Source organism: Cryobacterium sp. Y57 (assembly GCF_002929505.1).
Taxonomy (GTDB): Bacteria; Actinomycetota; Actinomycetes; order Actinomycetales; family Microbacteriaceae; genus Cryobacterium.
The window spans coordinates 15433-31437 of record NZ_PJJL01000070.1; the positions used below are offsets into that span (position 1 = coordinate 15433).

General features: G+C 63.6%; 11 protein-coding genes and 2 pseudogenes. 7 read left to right on the forward strand and 6 right to left on the reverse strand.

The features are described 5' to 3' along the window. Positions 1 to 51: 51 nt before the first annotated feature. The 5 genes and pseudogenes from CXY72_RS12895 to CXY72_RS20695 all read left to right on the forward strand — a co-directional run. Complete coding sequence (locus CXY72_RS12895) at positions 52 to 726, forward strand: SDR family NAD(P)-dependent oxidoreductase (protein ID WP_104128090.1); 675 nt, start codon at positions 52 to 54, stop codon at positions 724 to 726. A gap of 263 nt (positions 727 to 989) precedes the next feature. Further along, positions 990 to 1280 (forward strand): HigA family addiction module antitoxin, encoded by a 291-nt coding sequence (locus CXY72_RS12900; RefSeq protein ID WP_233197816.1) that lies wholly within the window; start codon positions 990 to 992, stop codon positions 1278 to 1280. Positions 1281 to 1623: 343 nt separating this feature from the next. Beyond that, entirely contained in the window at positions 1624 to 1842 is a 219-nt protein-coding gene (locus CXY72_RS12905; protein WP_104128298.1) for a DUF4177 domain-containing protein, read from the forward strand. Positions 1843 to 2321: 479 nt separating this feature from the next. Then, positions 2322 to 2891, forward strand: a complete 570-nt coding sequence (locus tag CXY72_RS12910; protein WP_104128092.1) for an HhH-GPD-type base excision DNA repair protein — start codon at positions 2322 to 2324, stop codon at positions 2889 to 2891. 45 nt (positions 2892 to 2936) lie between these two features. Continuing rightward, positions 2937 to 3104 (forward strand): annotated as a pseudogene (locus tag CXY72_RS20695) (hypothetical protein); the annotation flags it as partial. Between the two features lie 55 nt (positions 3105 to 3159). Here the strand turns inward: CXY72_RS20695 and CXY72_RS12915 are convergent. From CXY72_RS12915 to CXY72_RS12935, 5 genes are all read right to left on the reverse strand, one after another. Then, complete coding sequence (locus CXY72_RS12915) at positions 3160 to 3963, reverse strand: hypothetical protein (RefSeq protein ID WP_104128093.1); 804 nt, start codon at positions 3961 to 3963, stop codon at positions 3160 to 3162. Positions 3964 to 4052: 89 nt separating this feature from the next. Then, positions 4053 to 6386, reverse strand: a complete 2334-nt coding sequence (locus tag CXY72_RS12920; protein WP_104128094.1) for a hydantoinase B/oxoprolinase family protein — start codon at positions 6384 to 6386, stop codon at positions 4053 to 4055. A gap of 50 nt (positions 6387 to 6436) precedes the next feature. Beyond that, the gene (locus CXY72_RS12925; RefSeq protein WP_104128095.1) at positions 6437 to 8563 is read right to left on the reverse strand and encodes a hydantoinase/oxoprolinase family protein; all 2127 of its coding nucleotides are present in this window, start codon (positions 8561 to 8563) and stop codon (positions 6437 to 6439) included. Positions 8564 to 8565: 2 nt separating this feature from the next. Continuing rightward, positions 8566 to 9021 carry an acetone carboxylase subunit gamma gene (locus CXY72_RS12930; RefSeq protein ID WP_104128096.1) on the reverse strand — a complete coding sequence of 152 codons (456 nt, stop codon included), beginning with the start codon at positions 9019 to 9021 and terminating at the stop codon, positions 8566 to 8568. A gap of 46 nt (positions 9022 to 9067) precedes the next feature. Then, entirely contained in the window at positions 9068 to 10924 is a 1857-nt protein-coding gene (locus CXY72_RS12935) for a hydantoinase/oxoprolinase family protein (RefSeq protein ID WP_104128097.1), read from the reverse strand. Between the two features lie 167 nt (positions 10925 to 11091). Here CXY72_RS12935 and CXY72_RS12940 point away from each other — a divergent pair, with 167 nt between their 5' ends. Continuing rightward, positions 11092 to 12945 carry a sigma-54-dependent Fis family transcriptional regulator gene (locus CXY72_RS12940; protein ID WP_104128098.1) on the forward strand — a complete coding sequence of 618 codons (1854 nt, stop codon included), beginning with the start codon at positions 11092 to 11094 and terminating at the stop codon, positions 12943 to 12945. Here CXY72_RS12940 and CXY72_RS12945 read toward each other — a convergent pair. After that, positions 12932 to 14206 (reverse strand): MFS transporter, encoded by a 1275-nt coding sequence (locus CXY72_RS12945; protein ID WP_370446260.1) that lies wholly within the window; start codon positions 14204 to 14206, stop codon positions 12932 to 12934. The genes CXY72_RS12940 and CXY72_RS12945 overlap by 14 nt on opposite strands. A gap of 109 nt (positions 14207 to 14315) precedes the next feature. Between CXY72_RS12945 and CXY72_RS12950 the strand changes: the two are divergent. After that, positions 14316 to 16005: pseudogene (locus CXY72_RS12950) on the forward strand (ABC-F family ATP-binding cassette domain-containing protein).

The following is a 16005-nucleotide window of genomic DNA, read 5'->3' on the forward strand; positions in this document are numbered from 1 at the left end:
TGAACCCTTTCGCGTTAATCATCACAGCAGCATCAATCGAAGGAGACCATCGTGCCTGTCATCGCCATCATCGGAGCCGGACCGGGACTCGGAGCAGCAGTTGCGCGCAGGTTCGGGAGCGAAGGCTATTCAATTGCTCTGATCGCCAGGAACCAGTCGAAACTAGACGCTTTGGCTGCCGAGCTCACCGCTGCCGGCTTCACCGCGAGTGCTTACGCTGCGGATGTCCGCACGCCGGCGTCGCTCGAAGCTGCCCTTGCGAATGCCGCGGCAGAGCTCGGGCCGATCACCGCGCTGCAATATAGCCCGCTTCCGTCACGCGATTATCTGAAGCCGGTTCTTGAGATGACTCCCGAGCTGGCGTTGGAGGCACTGCGGTTCTCGGCCCTCGGGCTCATCCACGCGGTGCAAGCAGTGCTTCCGGCGATGCGGCAGGCAGGTAGCGGCAGCATCATCATGATCAACGGCGGAACCTCCGTCAAGGCCCGCGCCGGCTACGCCGGCACATCGGTCGCTTTCCCGGCTGAGAGCGCCTACGGCGAGATGCTCCACGAAGCCCTCGGGGAGGAGGGTATCCGGGTCAACCAACTGGTGATTCCCGGCGGCATCCCACAGCTTCAGCTTGCCAACGGCATCGACGGGGTCGCCGATCGCATCTGGGACCTCCACACCGTGGCCGGTCCGTTCCGCACCATGCTCATCCCGCTTGAGGACGGTCGGGAGTAGAGCGGAGGCTGCCCTCGTTCTCAATTGGACTGTAGGGCGAGAGCACAGTCAGTTATCTGACGTTGATCGGTGACGAAACGTGGTGGAGTTCCGGTTTGACGTCTGGCTTTATTGACGCTGAACGTTATGTAGTACTTTCGTGGCCAGGTTCTTCGGTAGCAAGGACGCTGGAGGGACCTGGCACGAGCAGTACGTCACGGGTGTCGACCGCACAGTCCCGCGCATGATCCTGCGATAACTCGAGCTGGTCAATGCGGCCGCGGATGTTGATGATCTGTGGATTCCTCCGGGAAATCGTTTGGAGCGGCTGGTCGGTGACCGTCGGAATCACTCAGAACAAGCTCGCGGTCAGCATTAGGGTGCCGCCGCACCGGATCAATAAGATCGTGCACGGCAAGCGGGGCATCACGGCCGACACGGCGATCTGCCTGGCGCGGTACTTCGGAACATCGGAAGAGTTCTGGATGAAGCTGCAGTGCAATTATGAGCTGCATCGTGAGCGCCGGGCGCTGCGGAACACGGTTGCATCGATCACACCGCTGAAGGCCGCGTAAAAGATCCCTCCATCGAGGTAATTGCGCACAATGCGTTGGGTGCGCGAGACCTCGATCAGCTGGGGCGGCTGTTCGACCGCGAGTATTTATATGATTTAGGCGAGCACTGTGCCCGTTATCGCCATCAGGGGAGCCGGACCGAGACTCGGCGCAGCAGTTGCGTAGCGACGTTCCGGACAATGAGTCGGCGACTTGGACGACCCGTATGGTGTGGCATCCTGACGACCAGACCGATTCGGGTCGGCTAGAGGTGTCGAGCGGCGACTGAAGTCAACACCTGTAATCTTGGTGTCTTCTGATGAGGCTCCGGATCCGGCTCCGGGCAGTGAAAGGTGAAGCACAGATGGCGGTAAATGGCATGTATGTCGTGATTCAGGTCGTGCTCAAGGAGAAGTTTTTGGGCACTGGCTCCGGCAATCTCACGGAGCTGGAGAACGCGATTAATTCCCAGGCCGCGCTCGGCTACCGACTGCACACCATTACAACGGCAGCGTCGGGCAGTAAGGGGTTCGGAGGAGGCGATCGTGTCCAAGCGACGATGGTGTTCGAGCGAATCGTGTGAGTCGGGCACGAGTGATCATCTAGACCACGTCCCACGTCCCGTAAATTGACTGCGTTTCGCGCTCCGCGGCATGGTCGACATTCTGCACAGCTCTCGGCAGAGCTGGGGACGGCGACGGCGACGTGGTGGAGTGACGCTTCGACGTTTAGTTCAACGGCGATGCTGATGTCGGCATGCCGCCGAAAAGCAGGGCGGTGCGCAGCACCCCGATACACATCCGCTTTGCCGCGGTTGGACCGAACTGAAGCTACAACCTCGACTGCTCGACCAAATCGAGATTGAAAACACTGAGTCGGGTTGAGACGCCAGCCGTGGCTGCACCTCGATTTTTGTTCATAATCACGATTCCCCCTTCACGTTTGCCCGGTATCGGGCCACACGCGTCCCCGTCCACCCGTATCGCGTGCGACGCAGACCACACCCCAGGCCGACCGCGGTGGAGTGCTGAACTCACGGCGGAGCGGTGGCACAATGGGCGAATGACCACCCTGCACCTCACCGGCGATGCCGCCGCCGACGCCCTCCTCAGTGAGAACCCGTTCGCCCTGCTCGTGGGCATGCTGCTCGACCAGCAGATCGCTATGGAAACCGCCTTCGCCGGCCCGGCCAAAATTCGTGACCGTATCGGCGCACTTGATCCGGCCGCGATCGCTGGCTACGACGCCGACGCCTTCGTCCTGGTGTTTCGCCAGTCGCCGGCCGTGCACCGTTTTCCGGGCTCGATGGCCAAACGCGTACAGGAAGTCGCTGCGGTCATCGTGAGGGACTGGAACGGCGACACGGCGTCGATTTGGACCGCTGAGCACCCGACCGGCCCCGAGGTTCTGCGCCGGCTCAAGGCGCTGCCCGGGTTTGGCGAGCAGAAGGCGAAGATCTTCCTCGCACTCCTCGGCAAACGACTCGGGGTCGACGCGGACGGCTGGCGTGACGCATCTGCTCCCTACGGCGAAGACGGCGCGTACCGGTCGGTGGCAGACATCGTCGATCCCGAGTCAGTGACCCGGGTGCGCGCGACCAAGCGGGCCGCGAAAGCCGCAGCGAAAGCGTAGCCTCGCGTCGTGAGCCCTCATCCCAGTGGCTAGACATTCGACAGTCTCGACGAACTCGAGTATCGCAACGAACGCGAATGGTTTCAGGAACACCAACCGATCGACGAAGTCGAGTTGACAGAGCGGATGCTTGCCGTCATCGCAGCGCTCAACGTGGCCCTCGCTGCCCCGCTCGAGCAGAACGCAGCCGCTGGCCGGCGGCGCTCGGCCTGAGTCACCGGTACCGAATTCATGCCGGTCGCGTTCTTCGCGACCGCCGGCATCCGGTTTAGACCAGTTTCGAAATGCGGCTCAGCACCCGCTCCGGAACTGCCTGGCGCGGCACCTCTCCCACCAGAAAATCACCAACCGGCAGCGTGTCGGTGTCGTTCGACCAGAAGTCCGTGCCGATCACCGCTCCGCGGAGCGCACTGTCGTGCAGCTCGACCCGATCGTCGTGCCGCTGGCCGAGCGCCCACTGGTAGTGGTCGGTCACGTTGGTGATCGGCGAGTACGTCGACAGCGGTATCGGTTCGGTGCCGAAAGCCGATTCGCGGTCGTCGAGCAACACCGCGATCAACGGCAGCGCGGCGAATCCGCGCAGCCAGTCGGCGACATACATGGATGCGTTTTCGGCAGTATCGGCGTCGAGCCCCGACACGTCGGCCGACCCCGAAAACGGGTGCGTTCGCGCCAGCCACTGCATTGGTGACGGAATCTGCAGCACGACCGGCACCCGCTGAGTCTGGCTCAGAACGGTGACCAGTTCGATCACGGACGCCGTCGTTTCGGCATCACCCAACAGGGTGCGGAGGGCATAACCGGTGCGGGACTTGGCGCCCATTGCGGTTTGCAGAGCGGGATCAGATGCGACCCGGTGTGCATAGAACCGGTCGAGACTGACCAGCGCCAGATCGGACTTGAGAACGCCCTGAACCTGGCCGAAGAAATTCGCGTATGCCATGGGTTCCTGCCACGGCACGGGCTTACCCTGCAAAAAAACGGATTGGGCATAATCGTGACTATCCAACACCACAGCCCGACTGCGGCCCGAAGGTGGCTCGGCCAGAAGCTCATGGAGCGAAAGTGTCATGGTGTCTCCCTGTAATCGATTAAAAAAGTGACCCGTGGCTGCGAGGCAGCCAGGAGACGACCTCGCAGCCACGGGTCAGAAAGGACAGGTCAGGATTTGTGCACGGTCTCTTCGCCGTACTTCTGCTCGAGTTCGCGTACCCGCGCCTCAAGCTTGCTGATTTTCAGTACTCGGCGGTCAGGAACCATGATGAGTGGCAGATCTTTGATCTTGCCCTTGACCCGCTCGGGCTCGATTTTGCCCCAGTGCGTCGCCAACAGTTCCTCGTCGTTGTCCTGTCCCCACGAACCGAAATAGAGCAGGTCCTTGGGCGGCTCTTCTTGAACGAACTCCGCAACGAACTCCTTGTACGGCTTTCCGCGGCTGATCCGATCCTGGCGCATCTGTGCCCGCAGCCGGATCGTTTCTTCTTCGTGCACCACGAAGGTGTCTGGTTCCCAGACGACGCCGTAGATGTTCGTGGCGACATGGGCCGAGATCCGGTCCAGTTCCAGGTCAGTCACGACGAGTTCAGGGTCGCGCTCCAGCACGTCGCCGTAGCCGCCACCGGCGCCCTGGGCGATCATGTACAGCTCGCCCTCCTTCGCCACGTCGAACTGCAGCCCCATGTGACCGGACTGGTAATCGCCGCCCTCAAAAGGCTGCTCGTTCATGACGCGTTCCATCGACAGGTTGAACTGCGACGGGTCTTTCTTGATGATGTCGTAGATGTTGATGTTTTTGACCATGGCCAGAGGGTACGTCGGGCATCCGTACCCTCCGAACATGCCCGGAACCGAGGAGAACTTCGATCCAGAGGTGACGGTCATGAAACCCCAGCTCGGTGTGCCGCGTGAGGCCACCATCATCTCGTAACCCATACCGCCGCGAAACTTTCCGAAGCCCTGGTTGTCGCGCACCAGCCGCTTGCTGACCAACTGCAGAAACGGAACCTCCTCTTCCATGACTTCCTGCTCGCCGAGGTCGGCCATGGCGCAGAATAACGGCGCTACGGCATTTTCACCGTCGCGGAATGCTTTCGCCCCGCCGCCCATGCCGTTGAGGTCAGCGCACAGGTTGCCCACTTGCTCACCGTTCTGCGTGGTGCCGCCCCAGAGAAAATCGTTGATCTGGTTGAACCAGGGCGCGACGACGTTCGAGTATTTCTGCGGCGATGAGAACTGCATCTTGGCGAAGGCCGACTGCAGGGCGGAGAAGCCGCGGAAGGATGCCTGCAGCGACTGGCCGACGGGCGCGTCGTACCCGGCATCCGCCCAGGTATGTTCCTCCGTGATGATTTCAATCGGCGACAACGCTCCAGTGCTGCGAGGCAGGTCGGGCCACCAGTACGAGAGAACGGCCTGGGACATGAACGATTTCGTCGACGCGAGCGGTGAGTTGAGGGCCCGATTGAGAATCTCGGGGCCGGTACCGGTGAGGTCGATAATCATTCGTTCGCCCTTGACGGTGATCTTGCAGGCGAACTTGATCAGAATGTTCTCCTTGAGCGTGGAGTCCACGAACTGATTGAAGGTGACGGTGCCATCGGGCAACTCGGCGATGCGGCGGCGTACCTCAGTCTCGACGTCCTCGACGGTGACGCGAAGGGACGCGACGAAGGTCTCCTGTCCCACCTCGTCGATGAGCCGGTCGACGGTGTCCATGATGCGCCGGGTAGCGCCCATCTTTACCTTGATGTCGGCGAGCATGAGCTTCGGGTCGCGCGTGGAGTGCTGCAAGAACGTGAGCAGGTCGCGACGCAGATGGCCCTTCTCCACGATCTTGATCGGCGAGGCCCGCAGACCGTCATCGAATGGTGACTCCGAACCCGACGGCATGCCACCAGGTTCACACGCTCCGTTCTCGCCTTCGTGGATGGTCGCACCCACCCAGGCGATGATGATTCCGTCGCGCATGACCGGCACCAGCATCGACTGGTCGGTGTTGTGCACCATGCCGAAGCGGGAGTCGTTGTGGAAGAAACCGTCACCCGGGTTGATGCCGACGGTGGGCTCATCCTTCCAGTTCTTCATGATGTAGCGGATGGGGTGGTGCAGCACCGCGGAGAAGGCGATCACGCCGCGGTTGGAGAGATACGTGACATCGCCCTCGGCGGTGTAGACCGCGCAGGAGAGGTCGGCCCACTTCGCTCCGGGCGCCGCGCCCATGCTCTCGCACATCTCAAAGGCCTCATCAAGTGCACCGGCCAAGCGTTTGCGAATCCGGTCGACCTCGAGCGGGTCGATACCCTGCGCGATGCACTCTTCTTCATAGGCGGTGCGCGGCATGATCTCGTGAGTACGCATGATGGCCGGGTCTGGTCCGAGAAAAAGAGTGGTCTCGTCCATGAACTGGTCGACCCACTGCTGTTCCTGGTCGGTGAGTAGCTGGGACGCGTCGTCGTTTCCGCTGGTGGGCACGAACTTGTCAGTTGTCAATGTCATGGTTCAAGCTCCTTTGCTTATTTGAGGTGTTGCGAGGGTGAGAAAAACGGTCAGTCGCTCAGTAGCCATACCGCGCCCTGACTGGTCGGTTCCAGCCGCCAGCCGGGCTCGACCAGATAGGTGGTGTTCTCGGTCGTGACGATCGCCGGTCCGTGGATCACGTATTCGTGTTTGAGCGCCTCGGCGTCGTAAACGGGGGTGTCGACCGCGCCGGCGATACTCGTGAAATGCACCGACCGATGCGAGACCGGTTCCGGCTTGATCTTCTCCCCGCCGGTGTGAATCGACTCGAATGCAATGACTTCGCCCTCGATATAGGACGCTACGCGAATGGTCTGCGCACGCACGCCCGCCTCCGGCGCCTGGGTACCCTCGCCGTAGCGTTCGCCAAAGAGCTCGGAGAACGTCTTGATCAGGTGCAGCACGTCGGCGACTCCATTGACCCGGTTGATGGTGAAGGCGACGGCCGTGGTGACGAGCTGGTTGCCGTAGCGCATGTCCATTTCGAGGCGATAGCGCACGTCAGCGCGGTCGTAGCCCTGACGTACGAGGTCTTCGGCGCCCTTCGCTTCGAGCTCCTCGATGTACCCGTTGAGCGCCTCGTACTGGGCGTAGAGGCTGCGCTTGATCGGTTCGTAGAGCACGACGTAGGCGCTGCGTTCGTGAATGTGGAGCGGACGCATGTTGCCGGCCCCGAGCGCGGAGAACACTGAAGCGAACGGCGGAAACAAGATACGGCTGATGCCGGCGCTCGCCGCGATGCCGCAGGCATGCAGCGGGCCGTTACCACCGTAGGCGAGCATCGTGTAGTCCTCGATCAGTCCGCCGCGCGAGCGCAGCTCCTTTTCGATGCCGATCGCCATCTGTTCGTCGACAGTCTTCTTGATCACCTTGGCAACCTCGACCGCGTCCAGGTTGAGCTCGTCGCTGAGCGTCTCATCGATGACATAGATCGAACGCTTCTTGTTGAGGGTGATGTGCCCGTTGGCGTAGTTGTCCGGGTCGAGATAGCCGAGCACCAGGTCGGCGTCGGTAACCGTTGGGCGCAGGCCCCCGCGGTCGTAGCAGGCCGGGCCCGGGTCGCTTCCAGCTGACTCGGGCCCGATCTGGAGGGCATGGTGAATGCGGTTATAGGCGGCGATAGATCCGCCACCGGCGCCGAGCGTGTTGAGGTGGATCATCGGCGCGGAGACCATCCAGCGACCAATGGTGGGCTGGAAGTCGTAGTGCCGTACGCCGCCCTCTGGCACCAGGCCGATGTCGAACGAGGTGCCCCCCATGTCCATTGACACTACGTCGCCGAGGCCGGTCGACTCCGCGAGGTGCTGGGCCGCCCCGACACCGGCGATCGGTCCGGAGTGAATCGTCTGCAGGGCATCCGTGGAATTGGGCTGCGCCATACCGCCCGAGTTATGGATGACCAGCATCGGCTTCTCATAGCCGGAGTCGCGCAGGTTGTTGGAGAGCTGGTTGAGCGCATGGAACATGGTCTGGTGCAGAAAAGCATCGACGATGGTGGCCATAGCCCGCACATATTCGCCTTTGCGCCCCGATACTTGGCTGCTGAGAAGCACCGGAATAGACCCGAGCTCGTGCGCGGGGTACTCATCGAGAATGATTTCCAGAATGCGATCCTCGTGCACCGAGTTCTCGGTGGCGTTGGTCAGGGCAATGACGATGGCCTCGGCGCCGTTGTCGACGAGTTCGCGCACCTGCGTGCGCACGTCGTCGTACATGATCGGCACGAGCACCTCCCCAACCGAATCAATGCGTTCCTTCACCGAGCGGATGAGCTGGCGTGGCACGAGCGGTTCGGGGCGTTGGGCGTCCGGCATGTCGCCCTGTTTGGCCCCGTCGAGTCCTTCGCCGTAGCCGCGGCCACGGGAGAGCGGGATGGTGTCTTCGAAGCCGTGGGTGACGATTGCCGCGACCCGTGGGCCCTTGCCCTCGATCAGGGCATTGGTGCCCAGCGTCGTGGCGTAGCGCACCGAGTCGACCTCTTTGAGTGCCGTCTCGCGGCTGATCCCAGCCCGCTCGCAGGCCCGGTCCAGGGCCTCGTTGAAACCGAGCGCCAGGTTGTGGTGCGTGGTGAGCGCTTTGGATTCGATGTAGACGTCATCCCAGACGAAGAAACAATCGCTGAACGTGCCGCCGATGTCTACCGAGATTCGTTTCACGGTCAGTGTCCTTCGTTTTGGCGCGAGTGGGCGTGGGGTGCCACGGAGTCGAACCGGGCGCTGAGGTCGGCCTCGGCGTTTTCGCCAGGACCATAATTGACGACCTCTTCGGGGTTGCCCCCGTGGGCAACCCACTTTTCGCGCAGCGAGTCGATGTCCCACAGCATGTCAACAGTCGGCGGATGCCCCGGCGGCAGATATTCGGCTTCGATCTGGGTTCCGCAGCTGGGGCAGTAGAACTCCAGGATGCGGCAGAAGGTGGGGTCGGGAGAGAATGTGAATTCGTACTTCTCCGGGTCGATCACGGGAGGATGAATCTCTTGGGGGTCTCGGTCGTAGACCAGGGTGCCCTCTTTATAATTGCCGCGCGCATCGCCGAAGTCGTGGGCGCAGACGCGGCAGATCCATCGTTCCGTGTCGAGGTCGATGAGCAGGTATTCGGTCATGGGAACGCGCATTTTGTTTGTACCTTCCTTGGGAAACAAAGTGGGTTGAGGTATCGGGTTAGAGCGTGTCGGCAAGTTGCAGGTCGCCGGCGGTCGATACCGTGAGGGTCCAGCCGAACGGCACCCGCGCGGTGAAGAACGGGCCCTCGACGATGGCCGGTCCGGCTGCCGTCGCACCGGACTTCTGCTCGTCGAGGTGGTAGACGGCCACGGTGTCAATCTGGGTGGGAGTAGAGCGCACCTGTCGGGTTCCGGCGGCGACGGCGACGCTCGCTGGAGCGGGCGCTCCGTTGGCAATTTCCGGGTGCGGCAGCCGGAAGGTGGCCTTGAGGGCCAGGATCTCTTCGCCGTCTTCGACCCGGGTCGACCAGTCGAGTTGGCACTCGCTCAGGTCGTGTCCTTCTTGAAACATGTCCTTGCCGGCATCCGCTTGCAGTGCGGTGCGTACCACATCGATCTCGGCCGGTGAGAAGCTGGTGACGTTGGCTTCGTAGGACTGCGCGATGTCGGAGAAGCTGATGCCGTAGGCGGAGAACACTGCTGCGAGTCGCGGTACGAGTACCTGGCGTACGCGGGCTATGCGCGCGGCGCTGCAGGCGTTCATCGGGCCGCCGCCGCCGAACGCGGCGACCGTGGTGTCACCGGTTGCACTCACGAGGTCGGCGAAGGAGCGCGCCAGGTGGCTGGAATAGCTCGCTTCCATGAGAATCAGAGCCTCCTCGAGGCTGATCCCGAGCGGGTCGGCGACGGTCTTGATGATGACCGCGCGCGACCGGTCAGCATCCAGTGCCATCTCGCCGTTCAGGTAGGTCGAAGGGTTGAGCACACCGAGCAGCAGGTTGACGTCGGTGATCGTGGCCGAGGTACCGCCGAAACCGAAGCAAGCCGGTCCGGGCGCCGCGCCCACGCTTTCCGGGCCGACGGTGATCTCGCCGTCGTGGACGGCGATGATCGAACTGCCGCCGACTCCGGTGGAACGCACGTTGCTCATCTCATAGGAGATGTCGACGCCCTGGATCGATCCGCGCCGGTCGACGGCGATCGTGGAGTTGGCGACGGCGCCGACATCCGTAGTCGTGCCGCCGACATCGATCATGAGCACGTTGTCGAGACCGTAGGCCTCCGCGAGGGCACGCGTACCCTCGAGCCCGCCGCGCGGTCCGGAGGAGTAGGTCTTGAGTGCGACCGACTTGGCGACGCGGGAGGAGGCGCCATCGTTGCGGTAGATCAACAGCGGGTTCTTGACCTTGTAGGCGCGCAGCCGGTGTTCGGCACTGTAGAGAAAACGCTCGACCGTTGGATGCAGGAAAGAGTTCAGAATGCCCGACCAGACCTGGCGCTGCCTGGAGGTGTCTGTGGCGAACTCGCGGGAGAACAGGATGGGGACAGATCCAAGCAGGTGCCGCGGAAAATTCTTCAGCATTGTTCGTTTGAACAAGTGCTCGCGTTCGGCGCTCTGGCCGGCGACGACGAGACGTTCGGCCCCGGCGGTGGTCAGCCGGTTGATCTCGGCGACGAGCTGCTGGGCTAGGTCCTCCGGGGTCCCGGCGGCGGCGATGATGCCAACGCGGGCGCCGATCAGATCGTTGAAGAGCCTGGCCGTCTCTTCCGAGGTGCCGAGCGAGTCTGGCAGAGTGGGATCGTCGGTGATCAGGCCGATCAGCGGGCCCTTGCGCTGCACAAGCGCGTTGGTGCCCTGCGTCGATGAATAGCGGATGTGCTGGGTCGAGTGCAGCAGACCGGCAAGGTTGGCGTCACCGTAGATCTGCGCTGACGCCTTCGTCATGGCGTCGAAGAGACACTGGGACAGATCGACCGGGGTGGTGAGGGTCTTGGTGAACGTGAAATCCGTGCCGCTGGCGACGACAATGTCGGTGAGGGTTCCACCATTGTCAATGTTGATCAATCGTTCCATGAGCGCTCCTTTGCGGTGCAGTTGTGAGTGACCGAGGCTCCCGAGGAAACCGCTCCCGTAAGAATGACCCCGCGTTCCCGCGGTGGCGTGTCCCACATTGGGACACCGTGCGGCTGGCGTTCGCCGGTCGCAGGGGGCATGCTTGCAGAGTCCACAAGGGAGTAGATATGCACAGAGTTGCCGAACGGCGAAGCAGGATTGCCGCCGCTCGCGCCGATTTTCTTCGCTCCGGCCACGCCGAAACCCAATCGGTTCCCGGATTGGTGGCGGCTTCCTGGCAGCGATCCTTTTTAGCCGGCGTCGATGCCGTGTCGTCGCAGGCGGTGTTTCAGAGCGACCTGGATCTCACCGGTCGGCTGGTGCGGTGCTCCGAACCGGTCATCGCCCGACTGAGCGACGAGATGGCCCAGATGCCGCTATCGATCGTGCTGACCGACTATAAGGCGCGAATTCTCAGTCGCTCCGAAACCGACACGACGATCGGAACCCTGCTCGACGAGGTGTCGCTCGCGCCGGGCTTCAACTATGCCGAAACAAACGTGGGAACCAACGGCATCGGCACCGTACTCGAGTCGGGCCAGTCGCTGTACATCGTGGGACCCGAACATTTTTTGGAGCACCTGCAGCCCTTCGCGTGCGCCGGGAGCCCCATTCGTGACCCGCTCACCGGCCGGGTGGAGGGGGTGCTCGACATCAGCTGCCTAAGCGAGGATGCCAGCCCCCTCATGCATTCCCTGGTGCAGTCGGCCGCGCATGAAATAGAGCGCAACCTGCTCATCGACCGCAGCCAGCGGCAACAGGCTCTGTTTGAGGCGTATGTGCGGGTGGATTCTCGCACCCGCGGTGCCGTCATGGCGATCGGCGGTACCGTCGTGATGGGCAACACCGTGGCGCAGAGCCAGTTCTCTCCCGATGAACAGTGGACCATCCACCAACACGCCCGATACCTGATGATCTCATCGGGTCGGCCGGTCGATGAGATCGAACTGTCGTCGGGCAAGATCGTGCAGATTCGGGGCAAGCGCGTCGTCGTCGGCCCCGACATCGTTGGTATCGTCGTGGTCGTCGAGATCAAATCCGAACGGGCACGCCTCCCGGCCCGAGAGTCAGGTCTGACCCTGTCACCAAAGCGCGGGTGGCGGGTGCATGAACCCGTGCGGAGCGCTGCAGCGGCCATCGTTCACGATGTGTCATCCCTGCTCGGCAAACGCGCCTCAAGCAGCCTGGTCACCGCGCTGACTGCTGGGGCGGCCCTGCTCGTGATGGGGGAGGCCGGCGGCGGCAAGGTTTCGCTCCTGGCCGAACTCTATCGCCAGATCGTTCCGCTGGGTCGCAGTGTCGTGTTCGGCGCTGAAGCGCTCAACGAGAACGGCCTGCAATCCCTATTGGAGAACGATCTGCTCAGCGTCGGGGCTCCGCCCACGCTATACATTTTTCGCAATGTCGATCGGTTGAGCGCGGCGGTCACCGAAGAAGTAGAGGCATTTCTCGTCGCCCGGGAGGCTCGCGCCGACTCTGCCGGCATCGCCGTGACCGTGTCGCAACCCGATCTCCATGTCGATCTCGCCGTCAATCGCGCGTATACGAGCCTACTGCACCATTTTGAAACCTCCGTCACTGTGGCGCCCCTGCGGCATCGCATCGACGACCTGCCCGACATCGTCACCCAGGTCCTCGCCCGACGAGCCGGATTGCGCCCCGCCACCGTCAGCGCCGGCGCTATGCGAGTGATTTCCCGCTACCCCTGGCCGGGCAACATTCGGCAGCTCGAAGAAGCGCTCGATATCGCCCTGCTCACCCGCCCGGTCGGTGCCATCCAGGCTGAAGACCTGCCCGCGTACTGCCACGGCGTTGCGCCCCGGCTACTGACGGCGCTGGAAGCGGGGGAGCGTGACCTCATTGTCGGCGCACTGCACAAAGCCGAAGGCAACCGGATGCGCGCGGCGGAGTCCCTGGGAATCGCTCGGTCGTCGCTCTATCGCAAACTGAAAAGCTTCGGCATCACGGTCACCGACTCGTAGTCGCTACGCGCAGCCGACCGACCGACCAGACCACCACAATCGCAACCAAGGGCATGGCAGCGATGCCGAGCCCGGAGTAGCCGGCCAGCGCCAAAATCGGACCGGCGATCGCGCCGCCGAGCGCGCCGGCCGCGTTCATGGCGAGGTCAGAGAACCCCTGTAAAGACGCGCGCTCCTCGATCTGCACGGCTTCGGACACGAGCGCCGAACCGGCCACAACGCATGCCGACCAGCCCAGGCCTAGAAAGATCAGGCTGAACGTCATCGTGCTGTGTGATCCGTCGCTGAGCCAGGCGACGGTCAGGGCGACGAGCAGCAGGGCCTGTCCTCCGAGAATGACCGGGACACGACCCACTCGGTCGGCGAGTGCGCCGAAGACCGGGGAGAGGGCGTACATTCCGGCTACGTGCAGGCTGATAGTCAGCCCAACGACGGTGAGGGTGGCGCCGTGGTCACGCAGGTGCACCGGAGCCATCGACATCAAGGCCACCATGGTGGCGTGGCTGAGTGCGATGACCATGACGGCGTACCGGGCCGCCACGTTGCCGCGCAGAATTGACAGACCGCCATTGGCCCGGCGGATGCCCGCGCTCGCCGAACGCACGGCCAGCGCGGTCAATAGAGGGTCGGGGAGCAGCCCGAGCGCGTAGACGAAGGCGGCGGCGACCGTGGCAGCGAGAGAAAACGCGAAAGCGCCTGTCATCGCCGGCAGCCCGAGCGCTGCGCCGAGCACCTCGCCCGGTCCGAACAGGTTCGGGCCGAGTACGGCGCCGATCGTGGTCGACCAGACCACGATTGACAGGTCGCGGGCCCGAAAGCGCGGGGTGGCGAGGTCAGTGGCCGCGAAGCGAGCCTGAAGATTGGTGGCCGAGCCGGAACCGAGCAGCATGAGGGAGAGAAGCAGCAGGGCAAAGCTGTCGACCGACACCGAGGTGATGGCGAGTATCGCCCCCGTACCGGCGGCGAGCGAGCCGGTGGCGAGCGACACCCGGCGCCCGCGGGCCTGCGCCAGCCGAGCGAGGGGTATGGCCACGAGCGCGGCGCCCAGGGTGCTCATAGTCGCAGCCATGCCCGACCAGGCACTCGACCCCGACAACTGCGCAGCCAGCAGCGCGCCGAGGGACAGGGTCGCGCCCATGCCGATCCCTCCAAGGATCTGCCCGGCGATGAGCACCCGCACCACGCGCTTCTGTAGCGCTGTGTGCAGCACCGGAACCTGCGGCAAAGTCATCGGGTCGGAGCTGTAATTGTTGTCGTTCATCGTCTCGATTCCCCTGGTTACAGCCTCAACAGACCACTGCTGCACGGCCGAGGCTCACTCTACCGAGTAGCAGGTACGGGGACCGTGCAGTCAATGAGATTATGGAGTAATGACCGGAACACTCGTGGCCAGGGGCCTGGCCGGTGGCTACGCGCACCGCACCCTTTTTGAATCGCTCGATCTCACGGTCGCCCCCGGCGACGTCATCGGCGTGGTCGGTGCCAACGGGGCCGGTAAATCCACCCTCTTGAACCTGCTGTCCGGGCGTGGCGAGCCGCAGGCCGGCACTATCACCCTCAGCCCGGCGGATGCCTTCGTCGGCGCGCTCCCGCAGGAACACGAACGAGTTATCGGCGAGACCATTACCGCGTACATCGCCCGGCGCACGGGCTGTGCTGCGGCGACGCGTGAACTGGATGCCGCCGCATCCGCTCTTGCGGATACCCAGCCGCGTACCGACGGAACCGACCCAGCCGCGTACCGACGGAACCGACCCAGCCGACACCTATTCGACCGCGCTCGAACGCTGGCTGGCCAGCGGAGCCGCCGACCTCGACGAACGGCTGCCCATCGTCCTCGCCGACCTCGGCCTCGCGCTCGGCACCACACTCACCGCCGACAGCCTGATGACGGCGCTCTCCGGTGGCCAGGCCGCGCGCGTCGGGCTCGCCGCCCTGCTACTGTCCCGCTTTGACATCGTGCTGCTCGATGAGCCCACCAACGACCTCGATCTCGACGGGCTGGAACGCCTCGAAGCTTTCGTCACGGGCCTCCGCGGCGCAGTCGTGCTGGTCAGCCATGACCGCGAATTTCTGGCGCGCTGCGTCACCCGCGTGCTCGAACTCGATCTCGCCCAGCGCGCGAACCGGGTGTTCGGCGGCGGCTACGATTCGTACCTTGAGGAACGCGAAACAGCCAGACGGCACAACCGCGAGAACTACGACGAGTTCGCCGCCAAGAAGGCCGACCTCGTCGGCCGGGCCAGAACCCAGCGGGAATGGTCGAGCCAGGGCGTGCGCAACGCCATCAAGAAGGCGCCGGATAACGACAAGATCCGCCGCAAGGCCTCGGTCGAGTCGAGCGAGAAGCAGGCGCAAAAAGTGCGCCAGATGGAGAGCCGCATTGCGCGCCTCGACGAGGTCGAGGAGCCCCGCAAGGAGTGGCAGCTCGAGTTCACCATCGGTTCGGCCCAGCGCTCGAGCGCCGTCGTGGCTACCCTGAACAATGCCGAGTTCCACCAGGGGGATTTCGTGCTCGGCCCTGTGACGTTGCAGGTCAACGGCGGTGAACGCATCGGCATCACCGGCCCGAACGGCGCGGGCAAGTCCACGCTGCTGCGTGCCCTGCTCGGCCGTCAGAAAGTGGATGCCGGCAGCGCCCACCTCGGAACCAGCGTCTCGATTGGTGAAATCGACCAGGCTCGGGCCCATCTGGCCGGTGCCCGGCCTCTCGCGGTGAGCTTCGAGTCGCTCGTGCCCGAACTCTCGCCCGCCGAAGTGCGCACGTTGCTGGCCAAGTTCGGGCTCAAAGCCGACCACGTGAACCGGCCCGTTGACGAGTTATCGCCGGGAGAGCGCACGCGCGCCGGCCTCGCACTGCTGCAGGCGCGCGGCGTCAACCTGCTCGTTCTCGACGAGCCGACCAACCACCTCGACCTCGCCGCGATCGAACAGCTCGAACAGGCGCTGGACGGCTATGAAGGAACACTGCTGCTTGTCACGCACGACCGGCGCATGCTCGACAACGTGCACACCGACCGGCACTGGCATGTCGAGGCTGGGCAGGTCACCGATCTCTGA

Coding starts and splice junctions, on each gene's coding strand:
- CXY72_RS12900 (WP_233197816.1), top strand. CDS start 990: ATGTTGATGATCTGTGGATTCCTCCGGGAAATCGTTTGGAGCGGCTGG.
- CXY72_RS12905 (WP_104128298.1), top strand. CDS start 1,624: ATGGCGGTAAATGGCATGTATGTCGTGATTCAGGTCGTGCTCAAGGAG.
- CXY72_RS12910 (WP_104128092.1), top strand. CDS start 2,322: ATGACCACCCTGCACCTCACCGGCGATGCCGCCGCCGACGCCCTCCTC.
- CXY72_RS12915 (WP_104128093.1), bottom strand. CDS start 3,963: ATGACACTTTCGCTCCATGAGCTTCTGGCCGAGCCACCTTCGGGCCGC.
- CXY72_RS12920 (WP_104128094.1), bottom strand. CDS start 6,386: ATGACATTGACAACTGACAAGTTCGTGCCCACCAGCGGAAACGACGAC.
- CXY72_RS12930 (WP_104128096.1), bottom strand. CDS start 9,021: ATGCGCGTTCCCATGACCGAATACCTGCTCATCGACCTCGACACGGAA.
- CXY72_RS12935 (WP_104128097.1), bottom strand. CDS start 10,924: ATGGAACGATTGATCAACATTGACAATGGTGGAACCCTCACCGACATT.
- CXY72_RS12940 (WP_104128098.1), top strand. CDS start 11,092: ATGCACAGAGTTGCCGAACGGCGAAGCAGGATTGCCGCCGCTCGCGCC.
- CXY72_RS12945 (WP_370446260.1), bottom strand. CDS start 14,206: ATGAACGACAACAATTACAGCTCCGACCCGATGACTTTGCCGCAGGTT.